Genomic DNA, 24,139 nt, shown 5'->3' with positions numbered 1-24,139 from the left:
CGCCACCCTGAGATGGCACGCCGTTTGACCGAATTAACGGGTTCCGTAAACCACGATGGTTTTACCGTGCGCGGAGATCAGGTTTTGATCTTCCAGCATTTTCAGAATACGGCCTACTGTTTCACGGGAGCAACCGACGATCTGACCGATTTCCTGACGGGTAATTTTAATTTGCATGCCGTCCGGGTGGGTCATTGCGTCTGGCTGTTTCGCCAGGTTCAGCAGGGTCTGTGCGATACGACCGGTCACGTCCAGGAACGCCAGGTTACCGACTTTTTCAGAGGTGACCTGCAGGCGACGCGCCATCTGGGAAGAGAGACGCATCAGGATGTCAGGATTAACCTGAATCAGCTGACGGAACTTCTTGTAAGAAATTTCAGCCACTTCACATGCTGTCTTTGCACGAACCCAGGCGCTACGTTCCTGGCCTTCTTCAAACAGGCCCAGTTCGCCGATGAAATCGCCCTGGTTCAGATAAGAAAGGATCATCTCTTTCCCTTCTTCATCTTTGATCAGCACTGCCACCGAGCCTTTAACGATGTAATACAACGTCTCGGCTTTTTCACCCTGGTGAATCAGAGTGCTTTTCGATGGGTACTTATGAATGTGGCAATGAGACAAGAACCATTCGAGAGTCGGGTCTGTTTGCGGTTTGCCAAGCACCATGCGCTGTTATCCTCTGTTATAAGCTGTCACCAGAGTCATAAGATGCATCCGGACTCTGGGGTTGCAATCGAATTCTTACCCATACCCTGGGAAGTCGGCTGTCGTAATTTTCGCAGCCAGTAAAGTTTGATGTCCTCTGCATACATGTGTAACGTCAATGTATTACTGTAGCATCCAGAGTGTTTTAGCATAGCTTTTGCCGCGTGTCTCCTGGTGTCTCGCTTCAGCATGATGCAGGTCGCCTTCCGTTGCGAGAAATGTAACGCGCGCGTAATCTGTCACCAAAAATGCAACGTTGGAGTTAATGAATATGCAAGCGCGTGTGAAATGGGTTGAAGGTTTAACGTTCCTGGGCGAATCCGCTTCCGGGCACCAGATTTTGATGGACGGTAACTCCGGCGACAAGGCCCCAAGCCCGATGGAGATGGTGCTGATGGCGGCGGGTGGATGCAGCGCGATTGACGTGGTGTCGATTCTGCAAAAAGGCCGTCACGATGTGACCGACTGCGAAGTGAAGCTCACGTCAGAACGTCGCGAAGAGGCGCCACGCCTGTTCACGCATATTAATCTGCACTTTATCGTGACCGGTAAAGAGCTGAAAGATGCCGCGGTATCACGCGCCGTAGACCTTTCTGCGGAAAAATACTGCTCTGTGGCGTTAATGCTGGAGAAAGCGGTAAAAATCACCCATTCGTATGAAGTGATCGAGGCTTAATCTTTTGGCGGGTGGCGCTTCGCTGACCCGCCCTACAAAAGCACGACCGTAGGCCCGGTAAGCGCAGCGCCACCGGGCAAAACAACTCACGCGATCTGCTTCCCTTCCATCAGTCGCTGGACCAGCGGCGTCATAATTAACTCCATCGCCAGCCCCATTTTTCCGCCCGGCACCACCAGCGTATTCATGTGGGAAATGAACGAGCCCTGCAGCATCGCCAGCAGCCAGGGATAATCGATGCCTTCCAGATTGCGGAAGTGGATCACCACAAAACTCTCATCCAGAGACGGGATGGTTTTCGCCGCAAACGGGTTGGAGGTGTCCACCGTCGGCACGCGCTGGAAGTTGATATGGGTACGCGAGAACTGTGGCGTCAGGAAGTTGATGTAATCTTCCATAGATCGCACCACCGAATCCATCACCGCCTCGCGCGAATGGCCGCGCTCGCTGATGTCGCGCGTCAGCTTCTGGATCCATTCCAGGTTAACGATCGGCACCACGCCCACCAGCAGATCCACGTGGCGCGCCACGTCGTGCTGGGTGGTCACCACGCCGCCGTGCAGCCCTTCGTAAAACAGCACGTCGGTGGGTTCCGGCAGCGGCTGCCACGGGGTAAACGTCCCCGGCACCTGGTTCCAGGGAACCGCTTCGTCGTAGGTGTGCAGGTATTTGCGGGATTGTCCTTTGCCGGTCTGACCGTATTCTCTGAAGGTCTGCTCTAGCAGGCCGAAATCATTGGCATCGGGGCCAAAGTAGCTGATGTGTTTACCGAGATCCCGCGCTTTACGGATGGCCATGTCCATTTCAGGGCGCGTGTAGCGGTGAAAGCTGTCGCCCTCAACCTCTGCCGCCTGTAAGTTCAGCTGTGCGAAAATTTTGCGAAAGGCAAGGCTGGTGGTGGTGGTTCCCGCCCCGCTCGAACCCGTGACGGCAATAACCGGATGTCTGGCAGACATAGCAACTCCCTGACTGGAAAGGTTTACAGATCAGCCGTGAAACGCGTTGCGGGGCATGATATTGACCGTCTCATGCAGTTCAGACCATACCAGCACCACGTCGCCGCTTTTAAGCTGGCGTTTTACATCGCTGACCTTTTGTTCAAGAGAACGTTCATGTTCACCATAATCGGTGCCCTCTCGTAATACAAAGCTTTCAATCAGATTATCGAGCGTTTCGGGAGGCAGATCCTGCCAGGGAATAATCATTTTTTACCGTCCAGAAATGAGGTGAGCCAGTCAGGAATGCGGGTTTCCAGCCACATTTTCGGGCGTCGCAGCGTACCGCCGACAAATCCCACGTGGCCGCCATGCTCGGTCAGCTGATAGTGAACGTTTTCAGGCAAAAATTCCTGGGCCGGAATGGAGTGGTGGTCCATAAACGGATCGTCTTTGGCATGAATGATCAGCGTCGGCTGGGTGATTTTGCTGAGCAGCGGCATTGCGCTGCACTGGCGATAATAGTCAATCGCATCGGCAAATCCGTGAATTTTAGCGGTGATCAGATCGTCGAATTCACGAATGCGGCGCACCTTTTTCAGCTGGCGAAGGCTAACGGGTAAGGTGTCCGGGTAGGCCTTGAGCTTGCGCGCCGCGTTGGCCTTCAGCAGGTTGAGCAGGTAGCGCTGATAAACCCGTGAAAAGCCTTTTTCCATATGGTAGCTGCACTGCTCCAGCATGAAAGGCGCAGAGACGATAACGGCGGCATCCAGCGGCACCGTTTCACCCTCTTTCGCCAGCAGGCAGGCCAGCATATTGCCGCCCAGCGAATAGCCCACCGCCGCCGTCGGCACCGTTCCATAGTTCTCTCTCAGCCAGTGTAAGAACCAGGTGCCATCTTCGGTTTCACCCGAATGATAAATGCGTTTCTGGCGATTCGGCTCGCCGCTGCAGCCGCGAAAATGCATCACCACGCCAAGCCAGCCGCGCGCCTTTGCCGCCTTGATGAGGCCATGCGCGTAAGGGCTGTGCAGGCTGCCTTCCAGACCGTGAAACACCACCAGCCGGGGCTTATGCCTGGCCAGCTCCGGCGCTTCGCTCCAGGCGAGATCCAAAAAGTCACCGTCCGGCAAATCCAGGCGCTGCCAGTGTGGGGTGAACTGAAGCTTGCGGCGGATCAGGCGCGGCAGCATGGTTTGCAGATGGCAGTTAGCCAGGCCGCGCATGGGCACGAATTCTGCGCTGTCGTCGGCAGCAATCTCAAAGTCTGACGGGATGATTTGGGTCATAACGGCGATGCTAATTATTGTCTGTTATTTACGATACCTTCCGAATTGTACCCCGTTTAGCCTGGATTTCCGAAACATGAACTGATCCCGATCACAAATCTTTACCTTGATTATTACTCTCAGGCTAATGATTGCGCTCTATGCTTAATTGATGCCTTTCTCACCAGAGCGCACACTTTACTCAACGTTAAGCAAATCAAAATGATTAGCTGAATCAGGAGGTTAATAATGTTATCTGGGCAAACACCCACCCGGCAATGGAACACTCGACGCAGCGAAAAAGCGCGTCGTCTGGCGTCCGTACCGGTGCAGGGCAAGGTACTGCCAACCGGCGATCTTGTCGCTATGCTGGAAAAACTGATCGCACCGGGCGACAAGGTCGTTCTGGAAGGTAACAACCAGAAGCAGGCCGATTTCCTTTCCCGCTCGCTCGCCGAGGTGAATCCGCAAATCGTTCACGATCTGCATATGATCATGCCGAGCGTGGGCCGCAGCGAGCATCTGGATATCTTCGAAAAAGGCATCGCCCGCAAGCTGGACTTCTCCTTCTCCGGCACGCAAAGTCTGCGCATTTCGCAGCTGCTGGAAGACGGTCAGCTCGAAATCGGTGCGATCCACACCTACATCGAACTTTACTCACGCCTCTACGTCGACCTCTCGCCCAACGTGGCGCTGATTGCCGGTTTTAAAGCGGACCGCAAAGGTAACCTCTACACCGGGGCAAGTACCGAAGATACCCCGGCGCTGGTGGAAGCCGCCGCGTTCCACGACGGCATCGTCATCGCGCAGGTGAACGAGCTGGTGGATGACGAATGCGATCTGCCGCGCGTCGATATTCCGGGCTCCTGGATCGACTACGTGGTCGTTGCGGATAAGCCGTTCTTTATCGAACCGCTGTTCACCCGAGATCCGCGTCTGATCAAGCAGGAGCATATCCTGATGGCGATGATGGCGATCAAGGGCATCTACGCGGAGCACCAGGTGCAGTCTCTGAACCACGGTATCGGCTTTAACACCGCGGCGATTGAGCTGCTGCTGCCTACCTACGGCGAACAGCTCGGCCTGAAGGGCAAAATCTGTAAACACTGGACGCTGAACCCGCATCCAACGCTGATCCCCGCCATCGAAAGCGGCTGGGTGGAAAGCGTGCACTGCTTCGGCGGCGAGCTGGGGATGGAAGAGTACATCCGCGCCCGTCCTGATGTCTTCTTTACCGGTGCCGACGGTTCCATGCGCTCCAACCGCGCCTTCTGCCAGCTGGCAGGCCAGTACGCGGTGGATATGTTCATCGGCTCTACGCTGCAGGTTGACGGCTACGCCAACTCCTCCACCGTGACCCGCGGTCGTCTTTCCGGCTTCGGCGGTGCGCCAAACATGGGCCACGATCCGCACGGTCGTCGTCATGCGACCCCGGCCTGGCTGAACATGATCACCGAGCCGGACCCAATGCAGCGCGGTAAAAAACTGGTCGTGCAGATGGTCGAAACCTTCCAGGCTGGCGTGAAGCCGACCTTCGTGGAAAAACTCGATGCCGTTGACGTGGCGAAAGCCTCCGGCATGCCGCTGGCACCGGTGATGATTTACGGCGATGACGTGACGCACGTGCTGACGGAAGAGGGGATTGCTTACCTCTATCGCGCCAAAGATCTGGAAGAGCGTCGGGCCATGGTTGCCGCCGTCGCGGGGATCACCGATATCGGCCTGGGCGTTGACGCCAAACGCGTGGCGGAACTGCGCCAGAGCGGCAAGGTGGTCTATCCGGAAGATATGGGCATCCGCCGTACCGACGCTACCCGCTCTCTGCTGGCAGCCGGCAGCGTGTCTGACCTCGTTGAGTGGTCCGGCGGTCTGTACAACCCACCTGCGAAATTCCGGAGCTGGTAATGAAACTTCTGCCCCAGATTCAGGTTGAAGGCGGTGCCGAATGGCTGGCGCGAACCGCCACGCAGTGTCTGATTGACGAAGCACGTTTAAGCCCGAAACCCGGTCTGGTGGACAGTCGGGGGAACGGCGCGCACCACGATTTATCCCTTGCGCTCATGGAGCGCTCCGCGCACAGCCTGACCTCCACGTTTCAGGCGCTGGCGCAGCAGAGCTGGCAGCGTCCGGCGGATATTGCCCTCAGGCAAACCGTTGGCCGTCTTGGCCGCGAAGGCGAACGGCAGATGATGGCCGCTACCGACGGCGTGAACACTCACCGCGGCGCGATTTGGGCGCTGGGGCTGTTGGTCAGCGCGGTGGCGATGCTGGGCGGGGATGCGGCTGCGCAAGCCGTCGCAAACACCGCCGCCCAGCTGGCGAAACTGCCGGACGATGCGGCGCCGAAAGTGTTCAGCAAAGGGCTGCGCGCCACGCACCGCTACCGCGTGCCGGGCGCCAGAGAAGAAGCGCAGCAGGCGTTTCCGCACGTTATGCAGCGCGCGCTGCCGCAGCTTCGCCTGAGCCGTCTCAACGGCAGCAGCGAAACGCAGGCCAGGCTCGACGCGCTGATGGCGATCATGACCTCCCTCACCGACACCTGCGTGCTGTCGCGCGCCGGAATGGAGGGGCTGGACGCCATGCAGAGCGGTGCCCGTGCGGTACTGAACGCCGGAGGCTGTGCAACGCTCGCGGGCCAGCGGGCATTGGCGAGCTTAGATCGTCAGATGCTCACGCTCAACGCCTCGCCGGGCGGCGCAGCCGACCTGCTTGCCGCCACGCTGTTTCTCGACCGCGTCGAAACGCCTTATTCAAAGCATTAAGAGGATGTTATGGAAAAAATTACATTGACCGTGCCAGCCAGCCGCGCGTTAAGCGGCAGGGCGCTGGCAGGGGTAGTCGGCTCCGGGGATATGGAGGTGTTGTTCGCCGCCGAACCGGGCCAGACCTTAACCATCGATATCACCACCTCCGTCGACAACAGCCGTGGTCGCTGGGAGGCCCTGTTCAACCGCCTGCAGACCGTCAGCAGCCTGCCCGCCGGGAAGCTGACCATCCACGACTTCGGCGCGACGCCGGGCGTGGCGCGCATTCGCATCGAACAGGTCTTTGAGGGGGTAAGCCATGCGTAATGACAGCAGCTTTATCGAACTAAAAGCGCGCCAGCGCGCGCAGGCTCTGCTGGATGACGGCAGCTACCGCGAACTGCTGGACCCTTTTGAAGGCATTATCTCTCCGTGGCTTGGGCCGCAGGGGATTGTTCCGCAGGCCGATGACGGTATGGTCGTCGCAAAAGGCACCATTAACGGCCAGCCTGCGGTCGTCGTCGCGATTGAAGGCGCGTTCCAGGGCGGCAGCATGGGCGAAGTGTCCGGCGCCAAAATGGCGGCGGCGCTGGAGCTGGCGGCGGAAGATAACCGCAACGGTATTCCGACTCAGGCGGTGCTGTGCCTCGAAACCGGCGGCGTGCGTCTTCAGGAAGCCAACCTGGGCCTGGCGGCGATTGCCGATATCCACGCGGCGATCGTTGACCTGCGCCGCTATACGCCGGTGGTCGGGATTGTTGCCGGGACCGTGGGCTGCTTCGGCGGGATGTCCATCGCCGCGGCGCTCTGCAGCTACCTGATCGTGACCCGCGAAGCGCGTCTTGGCCTCAACGGTCCGCAGGTTATCGAGCAGGAGGCGGGCATTGAAGAGTATGACTCCCGCGACCGTCCGTTTATCTGGAGCATGACCGGCGGCGAAGTGCGCTATCAAAGCGGTCTGGTAGACGCGCTGGTAGGCGACGGCGTAAACGCGGTGAAAGCGGCGATGAACGACGCGATTGCGAAAGGCGTACCGGCGAAACACCGCACCGATAATTACGACGATTACCTGAACCGTCTGACGAATTTCGACACCCGCAAACAGGCCGATGCCGAACAGATTAACGCGCTTTTTGCCCGGGAGGTGAAATGATGAGTAATTCAATAAGCCGTGGCGAACTCTGGCTGGAAACCCTCGCCCCGAACGCCAAACGTATCGAAGGGCTTTGCCCGTCCGTGCAGGCGGCAGACGGCGAGCTGAACGGCGAGGCGGTGCGCTTTGTGGCCGTGGTGCCGGATGCCAACAACCACTTCCCGCGGGCGGCGAAAGGTGAGGTCGGCCTGCTGGAAGGCTGGACGCTGGCGAAGGTGGTCAGCGAAACCGTCGCGGCGGATGCCGATAAAGCCGTGAAGCGCCCGATTGTGGCGGTGATCGACGTCCCAAGCCAGGCCTATGGCCGTCGCGAAGAGGCGTTTGGTATCCACCAGGCGCTGGCGGGAGCCGCTGCCGCGTATGCAAACGCGCGTCTGGCCGGCCACCCGGTGATTGGTCTTATCGTCGGCAAGGCGATGTCCGGCGCGTTTCTGGCGCACGGCTACCAGGCCAACCGCCTGATCGCCTTTAACGACAAAGGCGTGCTGATCCACGCGATGGGTAAAGAGTCTGCGGCGCGTATTACGCTGCGCACCGTGGAGGCGCTGGAAAAACTGGCGGCGACCATTCCGCCGATGGCGTACGACATCAGCAACTACGCCACGCTGGGGCTGCTCTCTAACCTGCTGGATATCAGCAACCCGGATGCCCCATCCGATAACGATCTGGCGCAGGTGAAAACCACCCTGCAGCAGGCCATCAGTGACGCACGTCAGGACACCACGTTGAAAAACCGTCTGGGTGCTGACAACCGCCGCAGCTCGGCGCTCGTACGCGAACGTATGCGAGCCAGCTGGTAAGTAAAAAGAGACCTGCCAGAGATGTACAACCCCGTGGGCGCGCCCGCTGCGCCCGCGCGGGAACCTGCATCCTGAAAATAATAAACATCGCGCCAGTGCTAAAACTTTTTTACTACAGGTGATTTATGACTTACGTAATTGTTCATGCTCTTGCACCGATTTTCGTCATCATGCTGCTGGGATTCTGGGCCGGTAAGGCAAAGATGGTCGATAACAAAAATGTTTCCCTGCTCAATATTTTCGTGATGGATTTTGCACTGCCTGCCGCGCTGTTCAGCGCCACCGTGCAAACCCCGTGGACCGGCATCGTGGCCCAGTCGCCGCTGATCCTGGTGCTTACCCTGGCGATGTGGATCACCTATGCGGCAATCTACTTCCTCGCCACTAAAGTCTTTAAAAAATCCCCGCAGGACGCGGCGGTGCTGACGCTTACCGTTGCCCTGCCAAACTACGCGGCGCTCGGTCTGCCGATTCTGGGCAGCGTGCTGGGTGAAAGTTCTTCCACGTCGCTCTCCGTGGCGGTTTCTATCGCCTGCGGTTCGGTGCTGATGACCCCGTTCTGCCTGCTGATTCTGGAGCGTGAGAAAGCGCGCGCCGAAGGGAATAATTCCGGCTCAACGCTCTCCATGCTGCCGGTGCTGATGTGGCGTTCCATTAAGAAACCGATCGTGATGGGCCCGCTGCTGGGGGTGATCCTTTCCGCCATCGGCATCAAAATGCCGGAACTGGTGCTTGCGGCGATTAAACCGCTGGGGCTGTCCGCCACCGCTGCCGCGCTGTTCCTGACCGGGGTGATCCTCTCTGCCCGCAAGCTGCAGATCAATACCATGGTGATCACCTCCACCATCGCCAAGCTGCTGATTCAGCCAGCGATTGCCTGGGGTATCGTTTTGATCTTCGGCCTGCACGGCTCCGTGGCGATCACCGCTATCCTGATGATTGCGCTCTCCGCAGGCTTCTTCGGCGTGGTGTTCGGTAACCGCTTTGGCGTGCAGTCGCCGGATGCTGAAGCCGTGCTGCTGTTAAGCTCCGTACTGTGTATCCTGTCGCTGCCGCTGTTTATCTCGCTGACTTCAGGAATGTAATCATGACCACAACATTACGACCGCACGACCTCATCTGGCTTACCGCGCGCGACGCGCTGGAAGGCATCACCGAATCCTGGGTGGAGGCGGCCTGGCACACTGGACTGCCTGTGGTGGTGCGGCGTGATGTTGATAGTGAAGGCCGCATTCCCGTTGGCGTGCGTGGATTGCGCCGCGACCAGCGGGCGGCCGGATGGGTGAAGCCGGAAAACGTGCTGCGCGTGGTTTCACCTGAAGACCTGAGCGTTACAGCCGATCTGCTGCGCTCGCCCTTTGTGACTCAGCCACCGGTTCAGGTGGCGCTGCAGCTTGCTCAGCAGCCGTGGCCCTGGACGTGGGGCATTACCGGCAGCACCGGCTATGCGCTGGCGACCGGTATTCCGGTGATTCATGCCGACAGCGATCTGGACCTGCTGATCCGCGCCCCGCAGCCCGTTTCTCCTGACGCGTTTACAGCCTGGCAGTCTCAGCTTGGCCGCGCGCTGTGTCGGGCGGATACGCAGGTGGATACGTCCGAGGGCGGATTCGCGCTGGCGGAGTGGCTGCGCGACGGCAAAACGCTGTTAAAAACGCAATGTGGGCCGCGCCTGGTGGCGGACCCGTGGCGCAGGGAGGAGTGATGAAAATACTGTTTACCTTTCCGGGGCAGGGCACGCAGCACGAAGGCATGCTGCAAAACCTGCCGGGAACGGAGTTGGCTCAGGCGCGCGAGGTGCTTGGGGATGAAGTCGATAATCTCGACAGTGCCGCCTCGTTAACCCATACCCGCGCGGTTCAGCTTTCGCTGCTGATTGCCGGCGTGGCCTGGGCGCGCGAGCTGGAGCGTCGCGGCGTGTCGCCGGATATCGTCAGCGGGCTGTCCATCGGCGCTTATCCGGCGGCGGTTATCGCGGGTGCGCTGGACTTTTCGGACGCGCTGAGGCTGGTGGCGCTGCGCGGTGACCTCATGGAGCAGGCGTACCCGCACGGCTACGGCCTGACGGCCATCATGGGCTTAACCCTGCCGCAGGTGGAAACGCTGATCCAAGGCACCGGAACCTACATCGCCAACCTGAACGCCGAAACGCAGATCGTGATCGCCGGAAGCGATGACGGGATGGCGCAGGCGGCAGAACGCGCGCTGGCGAAAGGGGCGAGCAAGGCCAGGCGGCTGGCGGTGAGCGTGCCGTCGCACTGCGAACTGCTGGCGGAACCGGCACAAAAGCTGGCGTCGGCGTTTGAATCGGTCAGCCTTTCCCGCCCGCGCTGCGCGTACCTGAGCGGCAGCACCGGGCGCGTGCTCTGGCAGCCGGAAAAGATTGCCGACGATCTGGCGATGAACATGGCGCGCACCGTGCGCTGGCAGGAGGCGGTGATTTCCGCTAACGAGCGTGAAGCGCGGCTGGCAATTGAGATGCCGCCGGGCGGCATCTTAACCTGCCTGACGCGTCAGGCAGCGTGGGAAGGGGAGACCCTTTCTCTGGAGCGCAGCGGGGTGGACGTGGCGGTACATCTGGCGAAGCGGCTTCGTGCGTGATTTTTTGCCGGGTGGCGGCTTCGCCTTACCCGGCATACGGGTTCGGTTGTCTTGTTTTGTATCACACACTTTCCTGCAGGCTGCGCGCATACATCCGCCCCTCGGCGGCTAATGCCCGCAGGCTCGGGTCCTGCTCGCGGTTACGGGCAAAGACGATCGCGATAAGCTGCTGCATCTGGTACGGCTGCGCCAGCTTCAACAGCTGCACCGAATTCTCATACACTTTCTTCATCCTGCCCGGCATCAGCGTAAACCCAACGCCCGCCTGCACCAGGCTCAGCATCGAGAAAATATCATTCACGCGGGTGACGATTTCCGGCTCGAACCCGGCGATATGAAACGCTTCCTGAAACCCTGCATACGTGGCGAACCCTTCCGCCAGGGCGACAAATTTCTGGTCTTTGTAATCACGCAGATCGGCGGGCCCGCTGGTATTCAGCGTGGCGGAGGCGGGGGCGGCAAGGAAAATGTCGTCGTGGAAGAGGGGCAGCACTTCGAGGCTGTTACGGTCGATGTCGCTTTCGGAGATAGAGATCAGGATCGCGTCCAGCGACCCCTCATCCAGCATGTGCAGCAGGGTGTCGTTGGAGCCCATCGTCAGATCCATCTCCAGATCCGGACGGCGGAGCTTCATGCCCATAATCAGGCGCGGCACGGTTTCCAGCGTCAGGGAGTAGAGCGTGCCCACGCGCAGCCGCCCCTGGCCGATACCGGCGATTTTGCGGGATTCCTCGAGCCCGCGCTCCATCACCTGCATCACCTCCTGGCAATACTCCAGCAGCGTCCACGCGGAGGGGAGCGCAATCAGGTTACGCCCTTTGTGGGTAAAGAGCGGACAGCGCACGTTCTCTTCCAGCGTGTGCAGCGCGCGGTGAACGCTGACGCCGCTCAGGCCAAGCGTTTCGGCGGTGCGCGCGATATTGCCCTTCTCCATGAAGGTCATGAAGATGCTGAGCTTGCGGAACGTAATCTCGCTCGTGATATCGAAACCCATAACCCTCCCGGCGTGTTAGTCGGCCTGCAGCATCGCTTCCAGCTGCTCCTGCGCGTCCAGCCACGCCATTTCACACTCCTCGAGGCTGGATTTGGTTTTTGCCTGGGTTTGCAGGCAGTCGGTCAGCTCAGCCTTGCGGCTCTGATCGTACAGCCCGCTGTCGCCCAGCTTCTCTTCAACGGCGGCAAGCGTGGCGTTGAGCTTTTCCATCTCTTTTTCAAGACGGGCGATTTCCTTGCGCAGCGGCTGCGTCTGGGTGCGCAGCTCCGCCTCGCGGCGCTTCTGGTCTTTACGCGACTGCGCGCTGTTGGCGTTGTCCTTCGCTGACTCTTCCGGCTGGTTTTCCTGCTTCTGCACGTCCGTCAGCCACTGCTGATAGTCTTCAAGGTCGCCGTCGAACGGTTCGACTTTGCCGCCGTGGACTAAATAGAGATCGTCCGTGGTGGAGCGGATCAGGTGGCGGTCGTGCGAGACGACAACCAGCGCGCCTTCGAACTCAATCAGCGCTTCGGTCAGCGCCTGGCGCATGTCGAGATCCAGGTGGTTGGTCGGTTCATCGAGCAGCAGCAGGTTCGGGCGCTGCCAGACGATCAGCGCAAGCACCAGACGGGCTTTTTCGCCCCCGGAGAAACGCTCGGTGTTTTCGGTGACCTTATCCCCCTGGAAGCCGAAGCCGCCGAGGTAGTCGCGCAGCTTTTGCTCCATCTCCTGCGGCGCCAGACGCGCCAGGTGCTGAATCGGCGATTCATCCGCGCGTAAAAATTCCAGCTGATGCTGGGCGAAGTAGCCCAGCTTGATGCCTTTCGCCAGGCCGATTTCACCGCTGACCGGGTTAAGCTCGCCCGCCAGCAGTTTGATCAGCGTTGATTTACCGGCACCGTTACGCCCCAGCAGGCCGATACGTGAACCCGGGACCAGGTTGAGCTTGATGGAGTCGAGAATAATGCGGTCGGCATAGCCCGCGCTCACTTTTTCCATCTTCAGGAGCGGGTTTGGCAGGCTTTCCGGCGCGCGGAAGCTGAAGTGGAACGGGTTATCCACGTGCGCCGGGGCAATCATCTCCATGCGCTCCAGCATCTTGATGCGGCTCTGGGCCTGCTTCGCTTTTGAGGCCTTGGCCTTAAAGCGATCCACGAAGCTCTGCAGGTGCGCCACGCGCTGCTGCTGGCTTTCGTACATGGACTGCTGCTGGGCAAGACGCGTCGCGCGCTGGCGCTCGAAGGAGCTGTAGTTGCCGGTGTACTCGAACATCGTTTGCTGTTCGATATGGATGATTTTATCCACCACCGGGTCGAGGAAGTCGCGGTCGTGGGAGATCAGAATCAGAGTGCCCTGATAGCTCTTGAGCCACTTCTCCAGCCAAATAACGGCATCAAGATCGAGGTGGTTGGTGGGTTCATCGAGCAGCAAAAGGTCGGAGCGGCAGATCAGCGCCTGGGCCAGGTTAAGGCGCATGCGCCAGCCGCCGGAGAAGTCGCTGACCGGGCGTTCAAGCTGTTCGTTGCTAAAGCCCAGACCGTGCAGCAGGCTGGAGGCGCGGGAGCGAATGGTCCAGGCGTCGATGGCGTCCAGCTTGCCATGAACGGTGGCAATGGCGTGGCCGTCGTTGCGCTCGTTGGCGGCGTTGAGTTCCGCCTCAAGCCTGCGGTATTCGCGGTCGCCGTCGATAACATAGTCGAGCGCCGGTTCGCTCAGCGCAGGCGTCTCCTGGTTAACCCAGGCCAGCTGCCAGTTCCCCGGATAGGTAAAGTTACCGCCATCAGCGCTAATCTCGTTTTTCAGCAGGGCGAGCAGGGTCGATTTACCGCAGCCGTTTTTGCCGACCAGACCCACCTTTTGGCCCGGGTTGATGGTAGCGGTCGCGTTATCCAGCAGGACGCGCACGCCGCGACGAATTTGTAACGAGGAGAAAACAATCATAGAAGCGCCGTATGTTCCGACTATGTTAATTTGTCATTATGATAATGTAAGGTGTGGGCCACTTTCCCCACCGGGCCGCCATGGTAGCCCAAAACGACAACAATACACAAAAACAGAACCGGGAGGGGAGTGATGTCTCAGACAGCGAAAGTGCTGCTGCTGTATGCCCATCCGGAATCTCAGGACTCGGTGGCGAACCGGGTGCTGCTTAAGCCGGCCACACAGCTCAGCAACGTAACGGTGCACGATCTCTACGCGCACTATCCTGATTTCTTTATCGATATTCCTTACGAGCAGGAACTGCTGCGTCAGCATGACGTGATCGTGTTCCAGCATCCGCTTTATACCTATAGCTGTCCGGCGCTGCTCAAAGAGTGGCTGGACCGCGTGCTGAGCCGGGGCTTTTCCAGCGGGGTGGGGGGCAACCAGCTCGCGGGAAAGTACTGGCGTAGCGTTATCACTACCGGCGAGCCGGAGAGCGCCTACCGCCACGACGGGCTGAACCGCTATCCGATGAGCGATATTCTGCGGCCGTTCGAGCTGACGGCGGCGATGTGCCGCATGCACTGGATGAGCCCGATTATCGTTTACTGGGCACGGCGACAGGAGCCGAAAGCGCTGGCGAGCCATGCCAGAGCCTACGGTGAATGGCTGGCGTCACCCATTCCGGCAGGAGGTCGCTGATGGAAGGATCAAATCTCCTGCTTGCCGGGGTGCTGTTTCTGTTCGCGGCGGTGGTCGCGGTGCCGCTGGCCGCCCGTATCGGCATCGGCGCGGTGCTGGGCTATCTGTTAGCCGGTATTGCCATTGGCCCCTGGGGGCTGGGATTCATCAGCGATGTGGATGAGATCCTCCACTTCTCCGAGCTGGGCGTCGTCTTCCTGATGTTTATCATCGGCCTGGAGCTGAACCCGTCCAAGCTGTGGCAGCTCCGTCGCTCTATCTTCGGCGTGGGCGCGGCGCAGGTGTTGTTCAGCGCGGCGATCCTTGCCGGACTGCTGATGATGACGGACTTCTCGTGGCAGGCGGCGACAATCGGCGGGATTGGCCTGGCGATGTCCTCCACCGCAATGGCGCTGCAGCTGATGCGCGACAAAGGCATGAACCGTAACGAAGCCGGACAGCTGGGCTTTTCGGTGCTGCTGTTCCAGGATTTGGCGGTGATCCCGGCGCTGGCGCTGGTGCCGCTGCTGGCCGGTTCCGGTGACGATCATTTCGACTGGGTGAAAGTCTCCATGAAGGTGCTGGCCTTCGCGGGGATGCTGATTGGCGGACGTTTCCTGCTGCGCCCGGTGTTCCGCTTTATTGCCGCCTCGGGGGTGCGCGAAGTCTTTACCGCCGCGACGCTGCTGCTGGTGCTCGGGTCTGCGCTGTTTATGGACGCGCTGGGGCTGTCTATGGCGCTCGGTACGTTCATCGCCGGGGTACTGCTCGCCGAGAGTGAATATCGACACGAGCTGGAAACAGCCATCGATCCCTTTAAGGGGCTGCTGTTAGGGCTGTTCTTTATTTCGGTGGGCATGGCGCTGAATCTGGGCGTGCTCTATACCCATCTGCTGTGGGTGATTGCGAGCGTCGCCGTGCTGGTCGCGGTGAAGACGCTGGTGCTCTACGTCCTGGCACGCGTTTACGGGCTGCGCAGCTCGGAAAGAATGCAGTTCGCCAGCGTGTTAAGCCAGGGGGGAGAGTTCGCGTTTGTGCTGTTCTCTACCGCATCTTCCCAGAAACTGTTTAAAGACGACCAGATGGCGCTGCTGCTGGTAACGGTGACGCTGTCGATGATGACCACGCCGCTGCTGATGAAGCTGGTGGATAAAATGCTCTCCCGCCGCCTGAACCCGGTGGATGATGAGGATGAGGCCCCGTGGGTGGAAGACGATAAGCCGCAGGTGATTGTTGTGGGGTTTGGCCGTTTCGGACAGGTCATTGGTCGCCTGCTGATGGCGAACAAAATGCGCATCACGGTGCTGGAGCGCGATATCAGCGCGGTCAACCTGATGCGCAAATATGGCTATAAGGTTTACTACGGCGACGCGACCCAGCTTGAACTGCTGCGCTCGGCCGGGGCGGAAGCGGCAGAGTCTATCGTCATCACCTGTAACGATCCGGAAGATACGATGAAGCTGGTGGAGCTATGCCAGCAACATTTCCCGCATCTGCATATTCTGGCGCGTGCGCGCGGACGTGTTGAAGCTCACGAACTTTTGCAGGCGGGTGTGAAACACTTCTCCCGCGAGACGTTCTCGAGCGCGCTGGAGCTGGGGCGCAAGGCGCTGGTGTCGCTGGGCATGCATCCCCATCAGGCCCAGCGTGCCCAGATGCACTTCCGCAGGCTGGATATGCGGATGCTGCGCGAGCTGATGCCTGTGCACAGCGACACGGCGCAGATCTCCCGCGTGCGGGAAGCACGTCGCGAGCTGGAGGAGATCTTCCAGCGCGAGATGCAGCAGGAACGACGCCAGCTCGACGGCTGGGATGAATTTGAATAAAGGGTAACGAAAGATGGCTGTACGTAAACGCTTTATCGCGGGAGCAAAATGCCCGACCTGCCAGGCGCAAGATACTTTGGCCATGTGGCGGGAGAATAATATTGATGTGGTTGAGTGTGTTAAGTGCGGTCACCAGATGCGCGAGGCCGATAAAGAGGCCCGCGATCACGTTCGCAAAGAAGAGCAAGTGATCGGCATTTTTCATCCAGACTAGCGATATGCTCTGAGTTTTTTTAAGCTTAAGGGTACACGGGTGCAGATTTCCGCTACAATCTGCGCCAGCAATTTTCCCACGCTCAGGAGATATCATGAAAGTAGCAAAAGACCTGGTGGTCAGCCTGGCCTATCAGGTACGTACAGAAGACGGTGTGTTGGTTGATGAGTCTCCGGTGAGTGCGCCGCTTGACTACCTGCATGGTCACGGTTCCCTGATTTCTGGCCTGGAAACAGCGCTGGAAGGTCATGACGTTGGCGACAAATTTGACGTTGCTGTAGGCGCGAACGACGCTTACGGTCAGTATGACGACAACCTGGTTCAGCGCGTGCCTAAAGACGTGTTCATGGGCGTTGACGAGCTGCAGGTTGGCATGCGCTTCTTGGCTGAAACTGACCAGGGCCCGGTGCCGGTTGAAATCACCGAAGTTGAAGACGACCACGTTGTGGTTGACGGCAACCACATGCTGGCTGGCCAGAACCTGAAGTTCAACGTAGAAGTTGTTGCGATCCGTGAAGCAACCGAAGAAGAACTGGCTCACGGCCACGTTCACGGTGCGAACGGTCACGACCATGACCACGACCACGGCCACGATGGCTGCTGCGGTGGTCACGGCCACGATCACGACCATGGTCACGACCACGGTAAAGGTGGTTGCGGCAACGGCGGCTGCGGCTGCCACTAATACCCGTCGTCTTTCAAGCCGGCTTCCAGCGACTCGAAATCCATAGGGTATTTGACATGTTGGCCCGGTAAGCTTCGCGCCACCGGGCACAAAAAAAGCGGGGATATCCCGCTTTTTTTACGCCTCAATAATGAGGTGGTGGCGTCTCTTCTGACTGAGAGGCAATGTGCGATGACTGGGTTGCCTTCACTTTTTCAGTGAGGAGCCGCATTAAATCGCGCAGTTTTGCCATTTCAAGCTCATGGGCGGTCACCGTCTGGTTTAGCTCTTCGATGGTGATGTCCTGAAAAGCCAGGCGGCTTTCCAGCTCAGCCAGTCTCGCTTCTATCAATGTGTCCTGCATCATTCACCTCGTCTATTTCTGGTTTGCCACGATGGGCTCGCGGCGGCGAATTTTAACCGAGTTTATGCCTAAGTACAGTATCCATCTCATTGGCAAGAAACTTATTTAAACAAAAATAGTCTGAAAAGAGGCGAGAATCAGGGGAGTCTGTCTGTAGATTTCTTCCGCAACGATTTATAGTACGTTACTCATTTACGTTTAATGCTGGGGTGAGAGTCCCCAGGCCCTGGAGATATGGATGAAATCACTGTTTAAAGTAACGCTGCTGGCGACGACGATGGCTGTTGCACTGAATGCGCCGCTGTCTTTCGCAGCTGACACTGCTGCGAAGCCTGCTGCGACTGCAGACAGCAAAGCGGCGTTCAAAAATGACGACCAGAAATCCGCCTACGCACTTGGCGCATCTCTGGGTCGTTACATGGAAAACTCTCTGAAAGAACAAGAGAAACTGGGCATCAAACTGGACAAAGCGCAGCTGATCGCGGGTGTTCAGGATGCATTTGCAGACAAGAGCAAACTGTCTGACCAGGAAATCGAGCAGACTCTGCAGGCGTTTGAAGCGCGCGTGAAAGGCGCCGCTCAGACCAAGATGGAAGCAGATGCCAAAGACAACGAAGCGAAAGGCAAAGCCTATCGTGACACCTTTGCTAAAGAGAAGGGCGTAAAAACTTCCTCTACCGGTCTGGTGTATAAAGTTGAGAAAGAAGGTACCGGCGATGCGCCTAAAGACAGCGACACCGTTGTGGTTAACTACAAAGGTACGCTGATCGACGGTAAAGAGTTCGACAACTCCTATACCCGCGGTGAGCCTCTCTCCTTCCGTCTGGACGGTGTTATCCCAGGCTGGACTGAAGGCCTGAAGAACATCAAGAAAGGCGGCAAGATCAAACTGGTTATCCCACCGGATCTGGCTTACGGCAAAACCGGCGTTCCGGGTATCCCTGCGAACTCTACCCTGGTATTCGACGTAGAGCTGTTGGATATCAAACCGGCTCCGAAAGCGGATGCGAAAGCAGACGCACCGGCTGACGATAAAGCCGCTGCAGCGAAGAAGTAATCTCGCAAAAAACCGCCGCCTTTTAGGCGGCGGTTTTTTTTATTGTGGGGCAGATAGAATTAACACTGGAAAGCGTTATACACGCTGTATTAATTTAGTTGTCCGTGTAGATAATGAGCCTGCCCTGAAAACGTAACGACAGGCTCCTGAAAAGGAGTGTTTTTTTCATGTCCAGGTCGCTTTTAACCAACGAAACCAGTGAGCTTGATTTGCTGGATCAACGTCCTTTCGATCAGACCGACTTCGATATTCTGAAATCCTACGAAGCGGTGGTGGACGGGTTAGCGATGCTCATTGGGTCCCACTGCGAAATCGTATTGCACTCCCTGCAGGATCTGAAGTGTTCCGCCATCCGCATTGCGAATGGTGAACATACTGGCCGTAAAATTGGTTCGCCAATCACCGACCTTGCATTGCGTATGCTGCATGACATGACCGGCGCGGACAGTAGCGTCTCCAAATGTTATTTCACCCGCGCCAAAAGCGGCGTGCTGATGAAATCAGAAACCATCGCAATTCGAAACCGCGAGCACCGCGTGATCGGGCTGCTGTGCATCAACATGAACCTTGATGTGCCATTCTCGCAAATTATGAGCACCTTCATTCCACCAGAAACGCCGGACGTGGGCTCTTCGGTTAACTTTGCCTCCTCTGTGGAAGACCTGGTGACGCAGACGCTTGAGTTCACCATTGAAGAAGTGAATGCCGATCGCAACGTATCAAACAACGCCAAGAATCGTCAGATCGTGCTGAACCTCTACGAGAAAGGCATTTTTGATATCAAAGATGCCATCAACCAGGTGGCCGACCGTCTCAATATCTCCAAGCACACCGTCTACCTCTACATTCGCCAGTTCAAAAGCGGTGATTTCCAGGGGCAAGACAAGTAATGCGTTTTGCATTAATGGTAACAGGTCCGGCGTATGGGACTCAGCAGGCCAGCAGCGCGCTGCAGTTTGCTTATGCGCTGCTTGATGCGGGACACGAGCTGGCGAGCGTCTTCTTCTATCGTGAAGGGGTGTATAACGCGAACCAGTTTACCTCACCGGCGAGCGATGAATTTGATCTCGTGCGCGCGTGGCAGGCATTAAACGAAAAGCAGGGCGTTGAGCTGCACATCTGCGTGGCAGCGGCATTGCGCCGTGGCGTGACCGATGCAACCGAAGCCGCGCGTCTTGGATTATCGGGTTCTAACCTGCAGCCCGGTTTTTCGTTGAGTGGTCTGGGTGCACTGGCACAGGCGGCATTAACCTGCGACAGAGTGGTGCAATTCTGATGAAGCGCGTAGCATTTGTTTTTACGTCTGCGCCGCACGGCAGCGCTTCTGGCCGAGAAGGGCTGGATGCGTTACTTGCGACTTCCGCGCTGACCGAAGATATCGGTGTCTTCTTTTTGGGCGACGGCGTATTTCAGCTTCTGGCGGGGCAACAGCCTCAGGCCATTCTGGCGCGTGATTATATCGCGACGTTCAAAGTGTTACCGCTTTACGATATCGAAACCTTCTTTGTTTGTGCTGACTCTTTGGCCGCGCGTGGTTTAAACGAGGCAACGCCTTTCGTGCTGGATGCGACAGTCCTGCCTTCTGCTGCATTGCGCGAACACCTTTCCCACTACGACACTGTTCTGACTTTCTGAGGCCGTCATGCTCCATACCCTGAGCCGTTCACCGTGGCAATGTGATATCGACGCGTTAATGCGTATGCTGCGCGAGGGCGATGCTCTGCTGCTGATGCAGGATGGCGTGCTGGCTGCGCTTGAAGGCAGCCGTTTCGTTGAAATCCTCAATAGTGCCCCCATATCGGTCTCTGCGCTGAAAGACGATCTTGATGCGCGGGGCCTGTCTGGTCAAATTTCAGCCAAAATTGACGTGATTGGCTATACTGAGTTCGTCAATCTAACGGTGAAACATGCCAGTCAAATGAACTGGTGATTTGAGATCGCTGTATATTTCTTGACACCTTTTCGACGTAGCCCTAAAATTTCGCGTCCTCATATTGTATGAGGTCGATTTATTACGTGTTTACGAAGCAAAAGCTAAAACCAGGAGCTATTTAATGGCAACAGTTAACCAGCTGGTACGCAAACCACGTGCACGCAAAGTTGCAAAAAGCAACGTGCCTGCACTGGAAGCCTGCCCGCAGAAACGTGGCGTATGTACCCGTGTATATACCACCACTCCTAAAAAACCAAACTCCGCACTGCGTAAAGTATGCCGTGTGCGTTTGACTAACGGTTTCGAAGTGACTTCCTACATCGGTGGTGAAGGTCACAACCTGCAGGAACACTCCGTGATCCTGATCCGTGGCGGTCGTGTTAAAGACCTTCCGGGTGTTCGTTACCACACCGTTCGTGGTGCGCTCGACTGCTCAGGTGTTAAAGACCGTAAGCAGGCTCGCTCCAAGTACGGCGTGAAGCGTCCTAAGGCTTAATGGTTCTCCGTTAAGTAAGGCCAAACTGATTTATCTTAATGTCACACTAAACTCTTTGAGTTTTGGACAATCCTGAATTAACAACGGAGTATTCCCATGCCACGTCGTCGCGTCATTGGTCAGCGTAAAATCCTTCCAGATCCGAAATTCGGATCAGAACTGCTGGCAAAATTTGTAAATATCCTGATGGTAGATGGTAAAAAATCTACTGCAGAAGCAATCGTATACAGCGCGCTTGAGACCCTGGCTCAGCGTTCTGGTAAAAATGAACTGGAAGCTTTCGAAGTCGCTCTCGACAACGTTCGCCCAACTGTAGAAGTTAAGTCCCGCCGCGTTGGTGGTTCTACTTATCAGGTTCCAGTTGAAGTTCGTCCGGTTCGTCGTAATGCTCTGGCAATGCGTTGGATCGTTGAAGCTGCTCGTAAACGCGGTGATAAATCCATGGCTCTGCGTCTGGCGAACGAACTTTCTGATGCTGCAGACAACAAAGGTACTGCAGTTAAGAAACGTGAAGACGTTCACCGTATGGCAGAAGCCAACAAGGCGTTCGCACACTACCGTTGGTAATCCCTTCGGAGTATTAGTCACCAGGCGGGCGCTTCAGAGAAGCCGCCCGCTCTGGGTAACTTAACTGAACGCCTAAAGAAACAAACGAGGAATCAAATGGCTCGTACAACACCCATCGCACGCTACCGTAACATCGGTATCAGTGCGCACATCGACGCCGGTAAGACCACTACTACCGAACGTATTCTGTTCTACACCGGTGTAAACCATAAAATCGGTGAAGTTCATGACGGCGCTGCCACCATGGACTGGATGGAGCAGGAGCAGGAGCGTGGTATTACTATCACCTCCGCAGCGACTACTGCATTCTGGTCAGGTATGGCTAAGCAGTACGAACCGCATCGCGTAAACATCATCGACACCCCGGGCCACGTTGACTTCACCATCGAAGTAGAACGTTCCATGCGTGTTCTTGACGGCGCGGTAATGGTTTATTGCGCAGTTGGTGGTGTTCAGCCACAGTCTGAAACCGTATGGCGTCAGGCGAACAAATATAAAGTTCCACGCATCGCGTTCGTTAACAAAATGGACCGTATGGGTGCTAACTTCCTGAAAGTTGTTGGTCAGATCAAAACCCGTCTGGGCGCGAACCCTGTTCCGCTGCAGCTGGCAATTGGTGCTGAAGAAGGTTTCACCGGCGTTATCGACCTGGTGAAAATGAAAGCCATCAACTGGAACGAAGAAGACGCAGGCGTTACCTTCACTTACGAAGATATCCCGGCAGAGATGCAGGACCTGGCTGACGAATGGCACCAGAACCTGATCGAATCCGCGGCAGAAGCTTCTGAAGAGCTGATGGAAAAATACCTGGGTGGTGAAGAACTGACTGAAGAAGAGATTAAAAAAGCTCTGCGTCAGCGTGTTCTGAACAACGAAATCATCCTGGTAACCTGTGGTTCTGCGTTCAAGAACAAAGGTGTTCAGGCGATGCTGGATGCGGTAATTGATTACCTGCCATCCCCGGTTGACGTTCCTGCGATCAACGGCATCCTGGACGACGGTAAAGATACTCCGGCTGAGCGTCACGCAAGTGATGACGAGCCGTTCTCTGCACTGGCGTTCAAAATTGCTACCGACCCATTCGTGGGTAACCTGACCTTCTTCCGCGTTTACTCTGGTGTGGTTAACTCCGGTGACACCATCCTGAACTCCGTGAAAGCGGCGCGTGAACGTTTTGGCCGTATCGTACAGATGCACGCTAACAAACGTGAAGAGATCAAAGAAGTTCGTGCGGGCGACATCGCTGCAGCTATCGGTCTGAAAGACGTGACGACTGGTGACACCCTGTGTAACCCAGATCACCCGATCATTCTGGAGCGTATGGAATTCCCTGAGCCGGTAATCTCCATCGCAGTTGAACCAAAAACCAAAGCTGACCAGGAAAAAATGGGTCTGGCTCTGGGCCGTCTGGCTAAAGAAGACCCATCATTCCGCGTATGGACTGATGAAGAATCTAACCAGACCATCATCGCTGGTATGGGTGAACTGCACCTGGACATCATCGTTGACCGTATGAAGCGTGAATTCAACGTTGAAGCGAACGTGGGTAAACCTCAGGTTGCTTACCGCGAAGCAATTCGCTCTAAAGTTACCGATGTTGAAGGTAAACACGCTAAGCAGTCTGGTGGTCGCGGTCAGTACGGTCACGTTGTGATCGACATGTACCCACTGGAGCCGGGCTCTAACCCTAAAGGTTACGAGTTCATCAACGACATCAAAGGTGGTGTAATTCCTGGTGAATACATCCCTGCCGTTGATAAAGGCATCCAGGAGCAGCTGAAAGCGGGTCCTCTGGCTGGTTACCCGGTTGTTGACATGGGTGTTCGTCTGCACTTCGGTTCTTACCACGACGTTGACTCCTCAGAACTGGCGTTTAAACTGGCTGCTTCTATCGCCTTTAAAGAAGGCTTTAAGAGAGCGAAACCAGTTCTGCTTGAGCCAATCATGAAGGTTGAAGTAGAAACTCCTGAAGAGAACACCGGTGACGTTATCGGTGACTTGAGCCGTCGTCGCGGTATGCTGCGTGGTCAGGAATCTGAAGTAACTGGCGTTAAGATCCACGCTGAAGTTCCACTGTCTGAAATGTTCGGATATGCAACTCAGCTGCGTTCTCTGACCAAAGGTCGTGCATCATACACCATGGAATTCCTGAAGTATGATGATGCGCCAAACAACGTTGCTCAGGCCGTTATTGAAGCCCGTGGTAAGTAATCCACAGGATTAAAACCTAAGTCCCGTGCTCTCTCCGAAGGGGAGAGCACTATAGTAAGGAATATAGCCGTGTCTAAAGAAAAATTTGAACGTACAAAACCGCACGTCAACGTTGGTACTATCGGCCACGTTGACCATGGTAAAACTACCCTGACTGCTGCAATCACTACCGTACTGGCTAAAACCTACGGCGGTGCTGCTCGTGCATTCGACCAGATCGATAACGCACCAGAAGAAAAAGCTCGTGGTATCACCATCAACACTTCCCACGTTGAATATGACACCCCGACTCGCCACTACGCACACGTAGACTGCCCAGGCCACGCCGACTATGTTAAAAACATGATT

Annotated in this window: 29 protein-coding genes; 22 read left to right on the top strand and 7 right to left on the bottom strand. The window is 56.9% G+C overall.

What is annotated here, in order from left to right:
* Positions 1–33 precede the first annotated feature (33 nt).
* Entirely contained in the window at positions 34–666 is a 633-nt protein-coding gene (crp, locus tag E0L20_RS17810; RefSeq protein ID WP_000242758.1) for a cAMP-activated global transcriptional regulator CRP, read from the bottom strand.
* A 310-nt stretch (positions 667–976) separates the two neighbouring features.
* Here crp and E0L20_RS17805 point away from each other — a divergent pair, with 310 nt between their 5' ends.
* Complete coding sequence (locus E0L20_RS17805; protein WP_010436331.1) at positions 977–1,381, top strand: OsmC family protein; 405 nt, start codon at positions 977–979, stop codon at positions 1,379–1,381.
* Between the two features lie 86 nt (positions 1,382–1,467).
* Here E0L20_RS17805 and E0L20_RS17800 read toward each other — a convergent pair whose 3' ends face one another.
* From E0L20_RS17800 to E0L20_RS17790, 3 genes are read right to left on the bottom strand one after another with little or no spacing between them, the layout of a single operon-like run.
* Positions 1,468–2,337 carry a phosphoribulokinase gene (locus E0L20_RS17800; protein ID WP_131635113.1) on the bottom strand — a complete coding sequence of 290 codons (870 nt, stop codon included), beginning with the start codon at positions 2,335–2,337 and terminating at the stop codon, positions 1,468–1,470.
* Between the two features lie 30 nt (positions 2,338–2,367).
* Positions 2,368–2,586: a YheU family protein gene (locus E0L20_RS17795; RefSeq protein ID WP_131635112.1), complete on the bottom strand. Its 219-nt coding sequence runs from the start codon at positions 2,584–2,586 to the stop codon at positions 2,368–2,370.
* Positions 2,583–3,605, bottom strand: a complete 1,023-nt coding sequence (locus E0L20_RS17790; protein WP_131635111.1) for a hydrolase — start codon at positions 3,603–3,605, stop codon at positions 2,583–2,585. Before E0L20_RS17790 ends, E0L20_RS17795 begins: the two co-directional genes overlap by 4 nt.
* Before the next feature lie 228 nt (positions 3,606–3,833).
* Between E0L20_RS17790 and mdcA the strand changes: the two genes are divergently transcribed.
* From mdcA to mdcH, 8 genes are all read left to right on the top strand, one after another.
* Positions 3,834–5,489 carry a malonate decarboxylase subunit alpha gene (mdcA, locus tag E0L20_RS17785; RefSeq protein ID WP_010436323.1) on the top strand — a complete coding sequence of 552 codons (1,656 nt, stop codon included), beginning with the start codon at positions 3,834–3,836 and terminating at the stop codon, positions 5,487–5,489.
* Positions 5,489–6,346, top strand: coding sequence for a triphosphoribosyl-dephospho-CoA synthase (locus E0L20_RS17780; protein WP_131635110.1), 858 nt, complete (start codon positions 5,489–5,491; stop codon positions 6,344–6,346). Before mdcA ends, E0L20_RS17780 begins: the two co-directional genes overlap by 1 nt.
* A 9-nt stretch (positions 6,347–6,355) precedes the next feature.
* Positions 6,356–6,655: a malonate decarboxylase acyl carrier protein gene (gene mdcC / locus E0L20_RS17775; RefSeq protein WP_119937631.1), complete on the top strand. Its 300-nt coding sequence runs from the start codon at positions 6,356–6,358 to the stop codon at positions 6,653–6,655.
* Complete coding sequence (locus E0L20_RS17770; RefSeq protein WP_131635109.1) at positions 6,648–7,481, top strand: biotin-independent malonate decarboxylase subunit beta; 834 nt, start codon at positions 6,648–6,650, stop codon at positions 7,479–7,481. The genes mdcC and E0L20_RS17770 overlap by 8 nt, the downstream gene beginning before the upstream one ends.
* Positions 7,481–8,281, top strand: a complete 801-nt coding sequence (gene mdcE / locus E0L20_RS17765) for a biotin-independent malonate decarboxylase subunit gamma (RefSeq protein WP_131635236.1) — start codon at positions 7,481–7,483, stop codon at positions 8,279–8,281. Before E0L20_RS17770 ends, mdcE begins: the two co-directional genes overlap by 1 nt.
* A 125-nt stretch (positions 8,282–8,406) precedes the next feature.
* Positions 8,407–9,366 (top strand): AEC family transporter, encoded by a 960-nt coding sequence (locus E0L20_RS17760; RefSeq protein ID WP_006177842.1) that lies wholly within the window; start codon positions 8,407–8,409, stop codon positions 9,364–9,366.
* 2 nt (positions 9,367–9,368) lie between these two features.
* A complete protein-coding gene (locus tag E0L20_RS17755) occupies positions 9,369–9,986 on the top strand; it encodes a malonate decarboxylase holo-ACP synthase (protein WP_131635108.1) in 618 nt (205 codons plus the stop codon).
* A complete protein-coding gene (mdcH, locus tag E0L20_RS17750) occupies positions 9,986–10,882 on the top strand; it encodes a malonate decarboxylase subunit epsilon (RefSeq protein ID WP_131635107.1) in 897 nt (298 codons plus the stop codon). The genes E0L20_RS17755 and mdcH overlap by 1 nt, the downstream gene beginning before the upstream one ends.
* Before the next feature lie 61 nt (positions 10,883–10,943).
* Here mdcH and E0L20_RS17745 read toward each other — a convergent pair whose 3' ends face one another.
* Positions 10,944–11,876, bottom strand: a complete 933-nt coding sequence (locus E0L20_RS17745) for a LysR substrate-binding domain-containing protein (protein WP_131635106.1) — start codon at positions 11,874–11,876, stop codon at positions 10,944–10,946.
* 15 nt (positions 11,877–11,891) lie between these two features.
* Positions 11,892–13,796, bottom strand: coding sequence for an ABC transporter ATP-binding protein (locus E0L20_RS17740; RefSeq protein ID WP_131635105.1), 1,905 nt, complete (start codon positions 13,794–13,796; stop codon positions 11,892–11,894).
* A 132-nt stretch (positions 13,797–13,928) separates the two neighbouring features.
* Here E0L20_RS17740 and kefG point away from each other — a divergent pair, with 132 nt between their 5' ends.
* From kefG to slyD, 4 genes are all read left to right on the top strand, one after another.
* Entirely contained in the window at positions 13,929–14,480 is a 552-nt protein-coding gene (gene kefG / locus E0L20_RS17735) for a glutathione-regulated potassium-efflux system ancillary protein KefG (protein ID WP_074160922.1), read from the top strand.
* Complete coding sequence (kefB, locus tag E0L20_RS17730; protein ID WP_131635104.1) at positions 14,480–16,285, top strand: glutathione-regulated potassium-efflux system protein KefB; 1,806 nt, start codon at positions 14,480–14,482, stop codon at positions 16,283–16,285. The genes kefG and kefB overlap by 1 nt, the downstream gene beginning before the upstream one ends.
* A gap of 13 nt (positions 16,286–16,298) precedes the next feature.
* Positions 16,299–16,499 (top strand): YheV family putative zinc ribbon protein, encoded by a 201-nt coding sequence (locus E0L20_RS17725; RefSeq protein WP_010436300.1) that lies wholly within the window; start codon positions 16,299–16,301, stop codon positions 16,497–16,499.
* A gap of 94 nt (positions 16,500–16,593) precedes the next feature.
* A complete protein-coding gene (gene slyD, locus E0L20_RS17720) occupies positions 16,594–17,184 on the top strand; it encodes a peptidylprolyl isomerase (protein WP_119937639.1) in 591 nt (196 codons plus the stop codon).
* A 124-nt stretch (positions 17,185–17,308) separates the two neighbouring features.
* Here slyD and E0L20_RS17715 read toward each other — a convergent pair whose 3' ends face one another.
* Positions 17,309–17,527: a protein SlyX gene (locus E0L20_RS17715; protein ID WP_131635235.1), complete on the bottom strand. Its 219-nt coding sequence runs from the start codon at positions 17,525–17,527 to the stop codon at positions 17,309–17,311.
* A gap of 238 nt (positions 17,528–17,765) precedes the next feature.
* Here E0L20_RS17715 and fkpA point away from each other — a divergent pair, with 238 nt between their 5' ends.
* From fkpA to E0L20_RS17670, 9 genes are all read left to right on the top strand, one after another.
* Complete coding sequence (fkpA, locus tag E0L20_RS17710; RefSeq protein ID WP_080329016.1) at positions 17,766–18,584, top strand: FKBP-type peptidyl-prolyl cis-trans isomerase; 819 nt, start codon at positions 17,766–17,768, stop codon at positions 18,582–18,584.
* A gap of 167 nt (positions 18,585–18,751) precedes the next feature.
* A complete protein-coding gene (locus E0L20_RS17705) occupies positions 18,752–19,474 on the top strand; it encodes a helix-turn-helix transcriptional regulator (RefSeq protein WP_014171909.1) in 723 nt (240 codons plus the stop codon).
* Positions 19,474–19,860: a sulfurtransferase complex subunit TusD gene (gene tusD, locus E0L20_RS17700; RefSeq protein WP_131635103.1), complete on the top strand. Its 387-nt coding sequence runs from the start codon at positions 19,474–19,476 to the stop codon at positions 19,858–19,860. The genes E0L20_RS17705 and tusD overlap by 1 nt, the downstream gene beginning before the upstream one ends.
* Positions 19,860–20,219, top strand: a complete 360-nt coding sequence (gene tusC, locus E0L20_RS17695; protein ID WP_131635102.1) for a sulfurtransferase complex subunit TusC — start codon at positions 19,860–19,862, stop codon at positions 20,217–20,219. Before tusD ends, tusC begins: the two co-directional genes overlap by 1 nt.
* A gap of 7 nt (positions 20,220–20,226) precedes the next feature.
* Positions 20,227–20,514: a sulfurtransferase complex subunit TusB gene (gene tusB, locus E0L20_RS17690; protein ID WP_131635101.1), complete on the top strand. Its 288-nt coding sequence runs from the start codon at positions 20,227–20,229 to the stop codon at positions 20,512–20,514.
* 124 nt (positions 20,515–20,638) lie between these two features.
* Entirely contained in the window at positions 20,639–21,013 is a 375-nt protein-coding gene (gene rpsL / locus E0L20_RS17685; protein ID WP_000246815.1) for a 30S ribosomal protein S12, read from the top strand.
* A gap of 96 nt (positions 21,014–21,109) precedes the next feature.
* Positions 21,110–21,580, top strand: a complete 471-nt coding sequence (rpsG, locus tag E0L20_RS17680) for a 30S ribosomal protein S7 (RefSeq protein WP_004106370.1) — start codon at positions 21,110–21,112, stop codon at positions 21,578–21,580.
* A gap of 96 nt (positions 21,581–21,676) precedes the next feature.
* Positions 21,677–23,791 (top strand): elongation factor G, encoded by a 2,115-nt coding sequence (fusA, locus tag E0L20_RS17675; protein ID WP_131635100.1) that lies wholly within the window; start codon positions 21,677–21,679, stop codon positions 23,789–23,791.
* Between the two features lie 69 nt (positions 23,792–23,860).
* Positions 23,861–24,139: GTP-binding protein (locus E0L20_RS17670; protein ID WP_000031681.1), on the top strand; the 279-nt coding region annotated here is incomplete at its 3' end.

The sequence above is a fragment of the Enterobacter wuhouensis genome (genome assembly GCF_004331265.1).
Taxonomy (GTDB): domain Bacteria; phylum Pseudomonadota; class Gammaproteobacteria; order Enterobacterales; family Enterobacteriaceae; genus Enterobacter; species Enterobacter wuhouensis.
The sequence above is the reverse complement of the archived record's forward strand: the minus strand, read 5'-3'. Positions and strand labels throughout refer to the sequence as shown.

Coding starts and splice junctions, on each gene's coding strand:
- crp (WP_000242758.1), bottom strand. CDS start 666: ATGGTGCTTGGCAAACCGCAAACAGACCCGACTCTCGAATGGTTCTTG.
- E0L20_RS17805 (WP_010436331.1), top strand. CDS start 977: ATGCAAGCGCGTGTGAAATGGGTTGAAGGTTTAACGTTCCTGGGCGAA.
- E0L20_RS17800 (WP_131635113.1), bottom strand. CDS start 2,337: ATGTCTGCCAGACATCCGGTTATTGCCGTCACGGGTTCGAGCGGGGCG.
- E0L20_RS17795 (WP_131635112.1), bottom strand. CDS start 2,586: ATGATTATTCCCTGGCAGGATCTGCCTCCCGAAACGCTCGATAATCTG.
- E0L20_RS17790 (WP_131635111.1), bottom strand. CDS start 3,605: ATGACCCAAATCATCCCGTCAGACTTTGAGATTGCTGCCGACGACAGC.
- mdcA (WP_010436323.1), top strand. CDS start 3,834: ATGTTATCTGGGCAAACACCCACCCGGCAATGGAACACTCGACGCAGC.
- E0L20_RS17780 (WP_131635110.1), top strand. CDS start 5,489: ATGAAACTTCTGCCCCAGATTCAGGTTGAAGGCGGTGCCGAATGGCTG.
- mdcC (WP_119937631.1), top strand. CDS start 6,356: ATGGAAAAAATTACATTGACCGTGCCAGCCAGCCGCGCGTTAAGCGGC.
- E0L20_RS17770 (WP_131635109.1), top strand. CDS start 6,648: ATGCGTAATGACAGCAGCTTTATCGAACTAAAAGCGCGCCAGCGCGCG.
- mdcE (WP_131635236.1), top strand. CDS start 7,481: ATGAGTAATTCAATAAGCCGTGGCGAACTCTGGCTGGAAACCCTCGCC.
- E0L20_RS17760 (WP_006177842.1), top strand. CDS start 8,407: ATGACTTACGTAATTGTTCATGCTCTTGCACCGATTTTCGTCATCATG.
- E0L20_RS17755 (WP_131635108.1), top strand. CDS start 9,369: ATGACCACAACATTACGACCGCACGACCTCATCTGGCTTACCGCGCGC.
- mdcH (WP_131635107.1), top strand. CDS start 9,986: ATGAAAATACTGTTTACCTTTCCGGGGCAGGGCACGCAGCACGAAGGC.
- E0L20_RS17745 (WP_131635106.1), bottom strand. CDS start 11,876: ATGGGTTTCGATATCACGAGCGAGATTACGTTCCGCAAGCTCAGCATC.
- E0L20_RS17740 (WP_131635105.1), bottom strand. CDS start 13,796: ATGATTGTTTTCTCCTCGTTACAAATTCGTCGCGGCGTGCGCGTCCTG.
- kefG (WP_074160922.1), top strand. CDS start 13,929: ATGTCTCAGACAGCGAAAGTGCTGCTGCTGTATGCCCATCCGGAATCT.
- kefB (WP_131635104.1), top strand. CDS start 14,480: ATGGAAGGATCAAATCTCCTGCTTGCCGGGGTGCTGTTTCTGTTCGCG.
- E0L20_RS17725 (WP_010436300.1), top strand. CDS start 16,299: ATGGCTGTACGTAAACGCTTTATCGCGGGAGCAAAATGCCCGACCTGC.
- slyD (WP_119937639.1), top strand. CDS start 16,594: ATGAAAGTAGCAAAAGACCTGGTGGTCAGCCTGGCCTATCAGGTACGT.
- E0L20_RS17715 (WP_131635235.1), bottom strand. CDS start 17,527: ATGCAGGACACATTGATAGAAGCGAGACTGGCTGAGCTGGAAAGCCGC.
- fkpA (WP_080329016.1), top strand. CDS start 17,766: ATGAAATCACTGTTTAAAGTAACGCTGCTGGCGACGACGATGGCTGTT.
- E0L20_RS17705 (WP_014171909.1), top strand. CDS start 18,752: ATGTCCAGGTCGCTTTTAACCAACGAAACCAGTGAGCTTGATTTGCTG.
- tusD (WP_131635103.1), top strand. CDS start 19,474: ATGCGTTTTGCATTAATGGTAACAGGTCCGGCGTATGGGACTCAGCAG.
- tusC (WP_131635102.1), top strand. CDS start 19,860: ATGAAGCGCGTAGCATTTGTTTTTACGTCTGCGCCGCACGGCAGCGCT.
- tusB (WP_131635101.1), top strand. CDS start 20,227: ATGCTCCATACCCTGAGCCGTTCACCGTGGCAATGTGATATCGACGCG.
- rpsL (WP_000246815.1), top strand. CDS start 20,639: ATGGCAACAGTTAACCAGCTGGTACGCAAACCACGTGCACGCAAAGTT.
- rpsG (WP_004106370.1), top strand. CDS start 21,110: ATGCCACGTCGTCGCGTCATTGGTCAGCGTAAAATCCTTCCAGATCCG.
- fusA (WP_131635100.1), top strand. CDS start 21,677: ATGGCTCGTACAACACCCATCGCACGCTACCGTAACATCGGTATCAGT.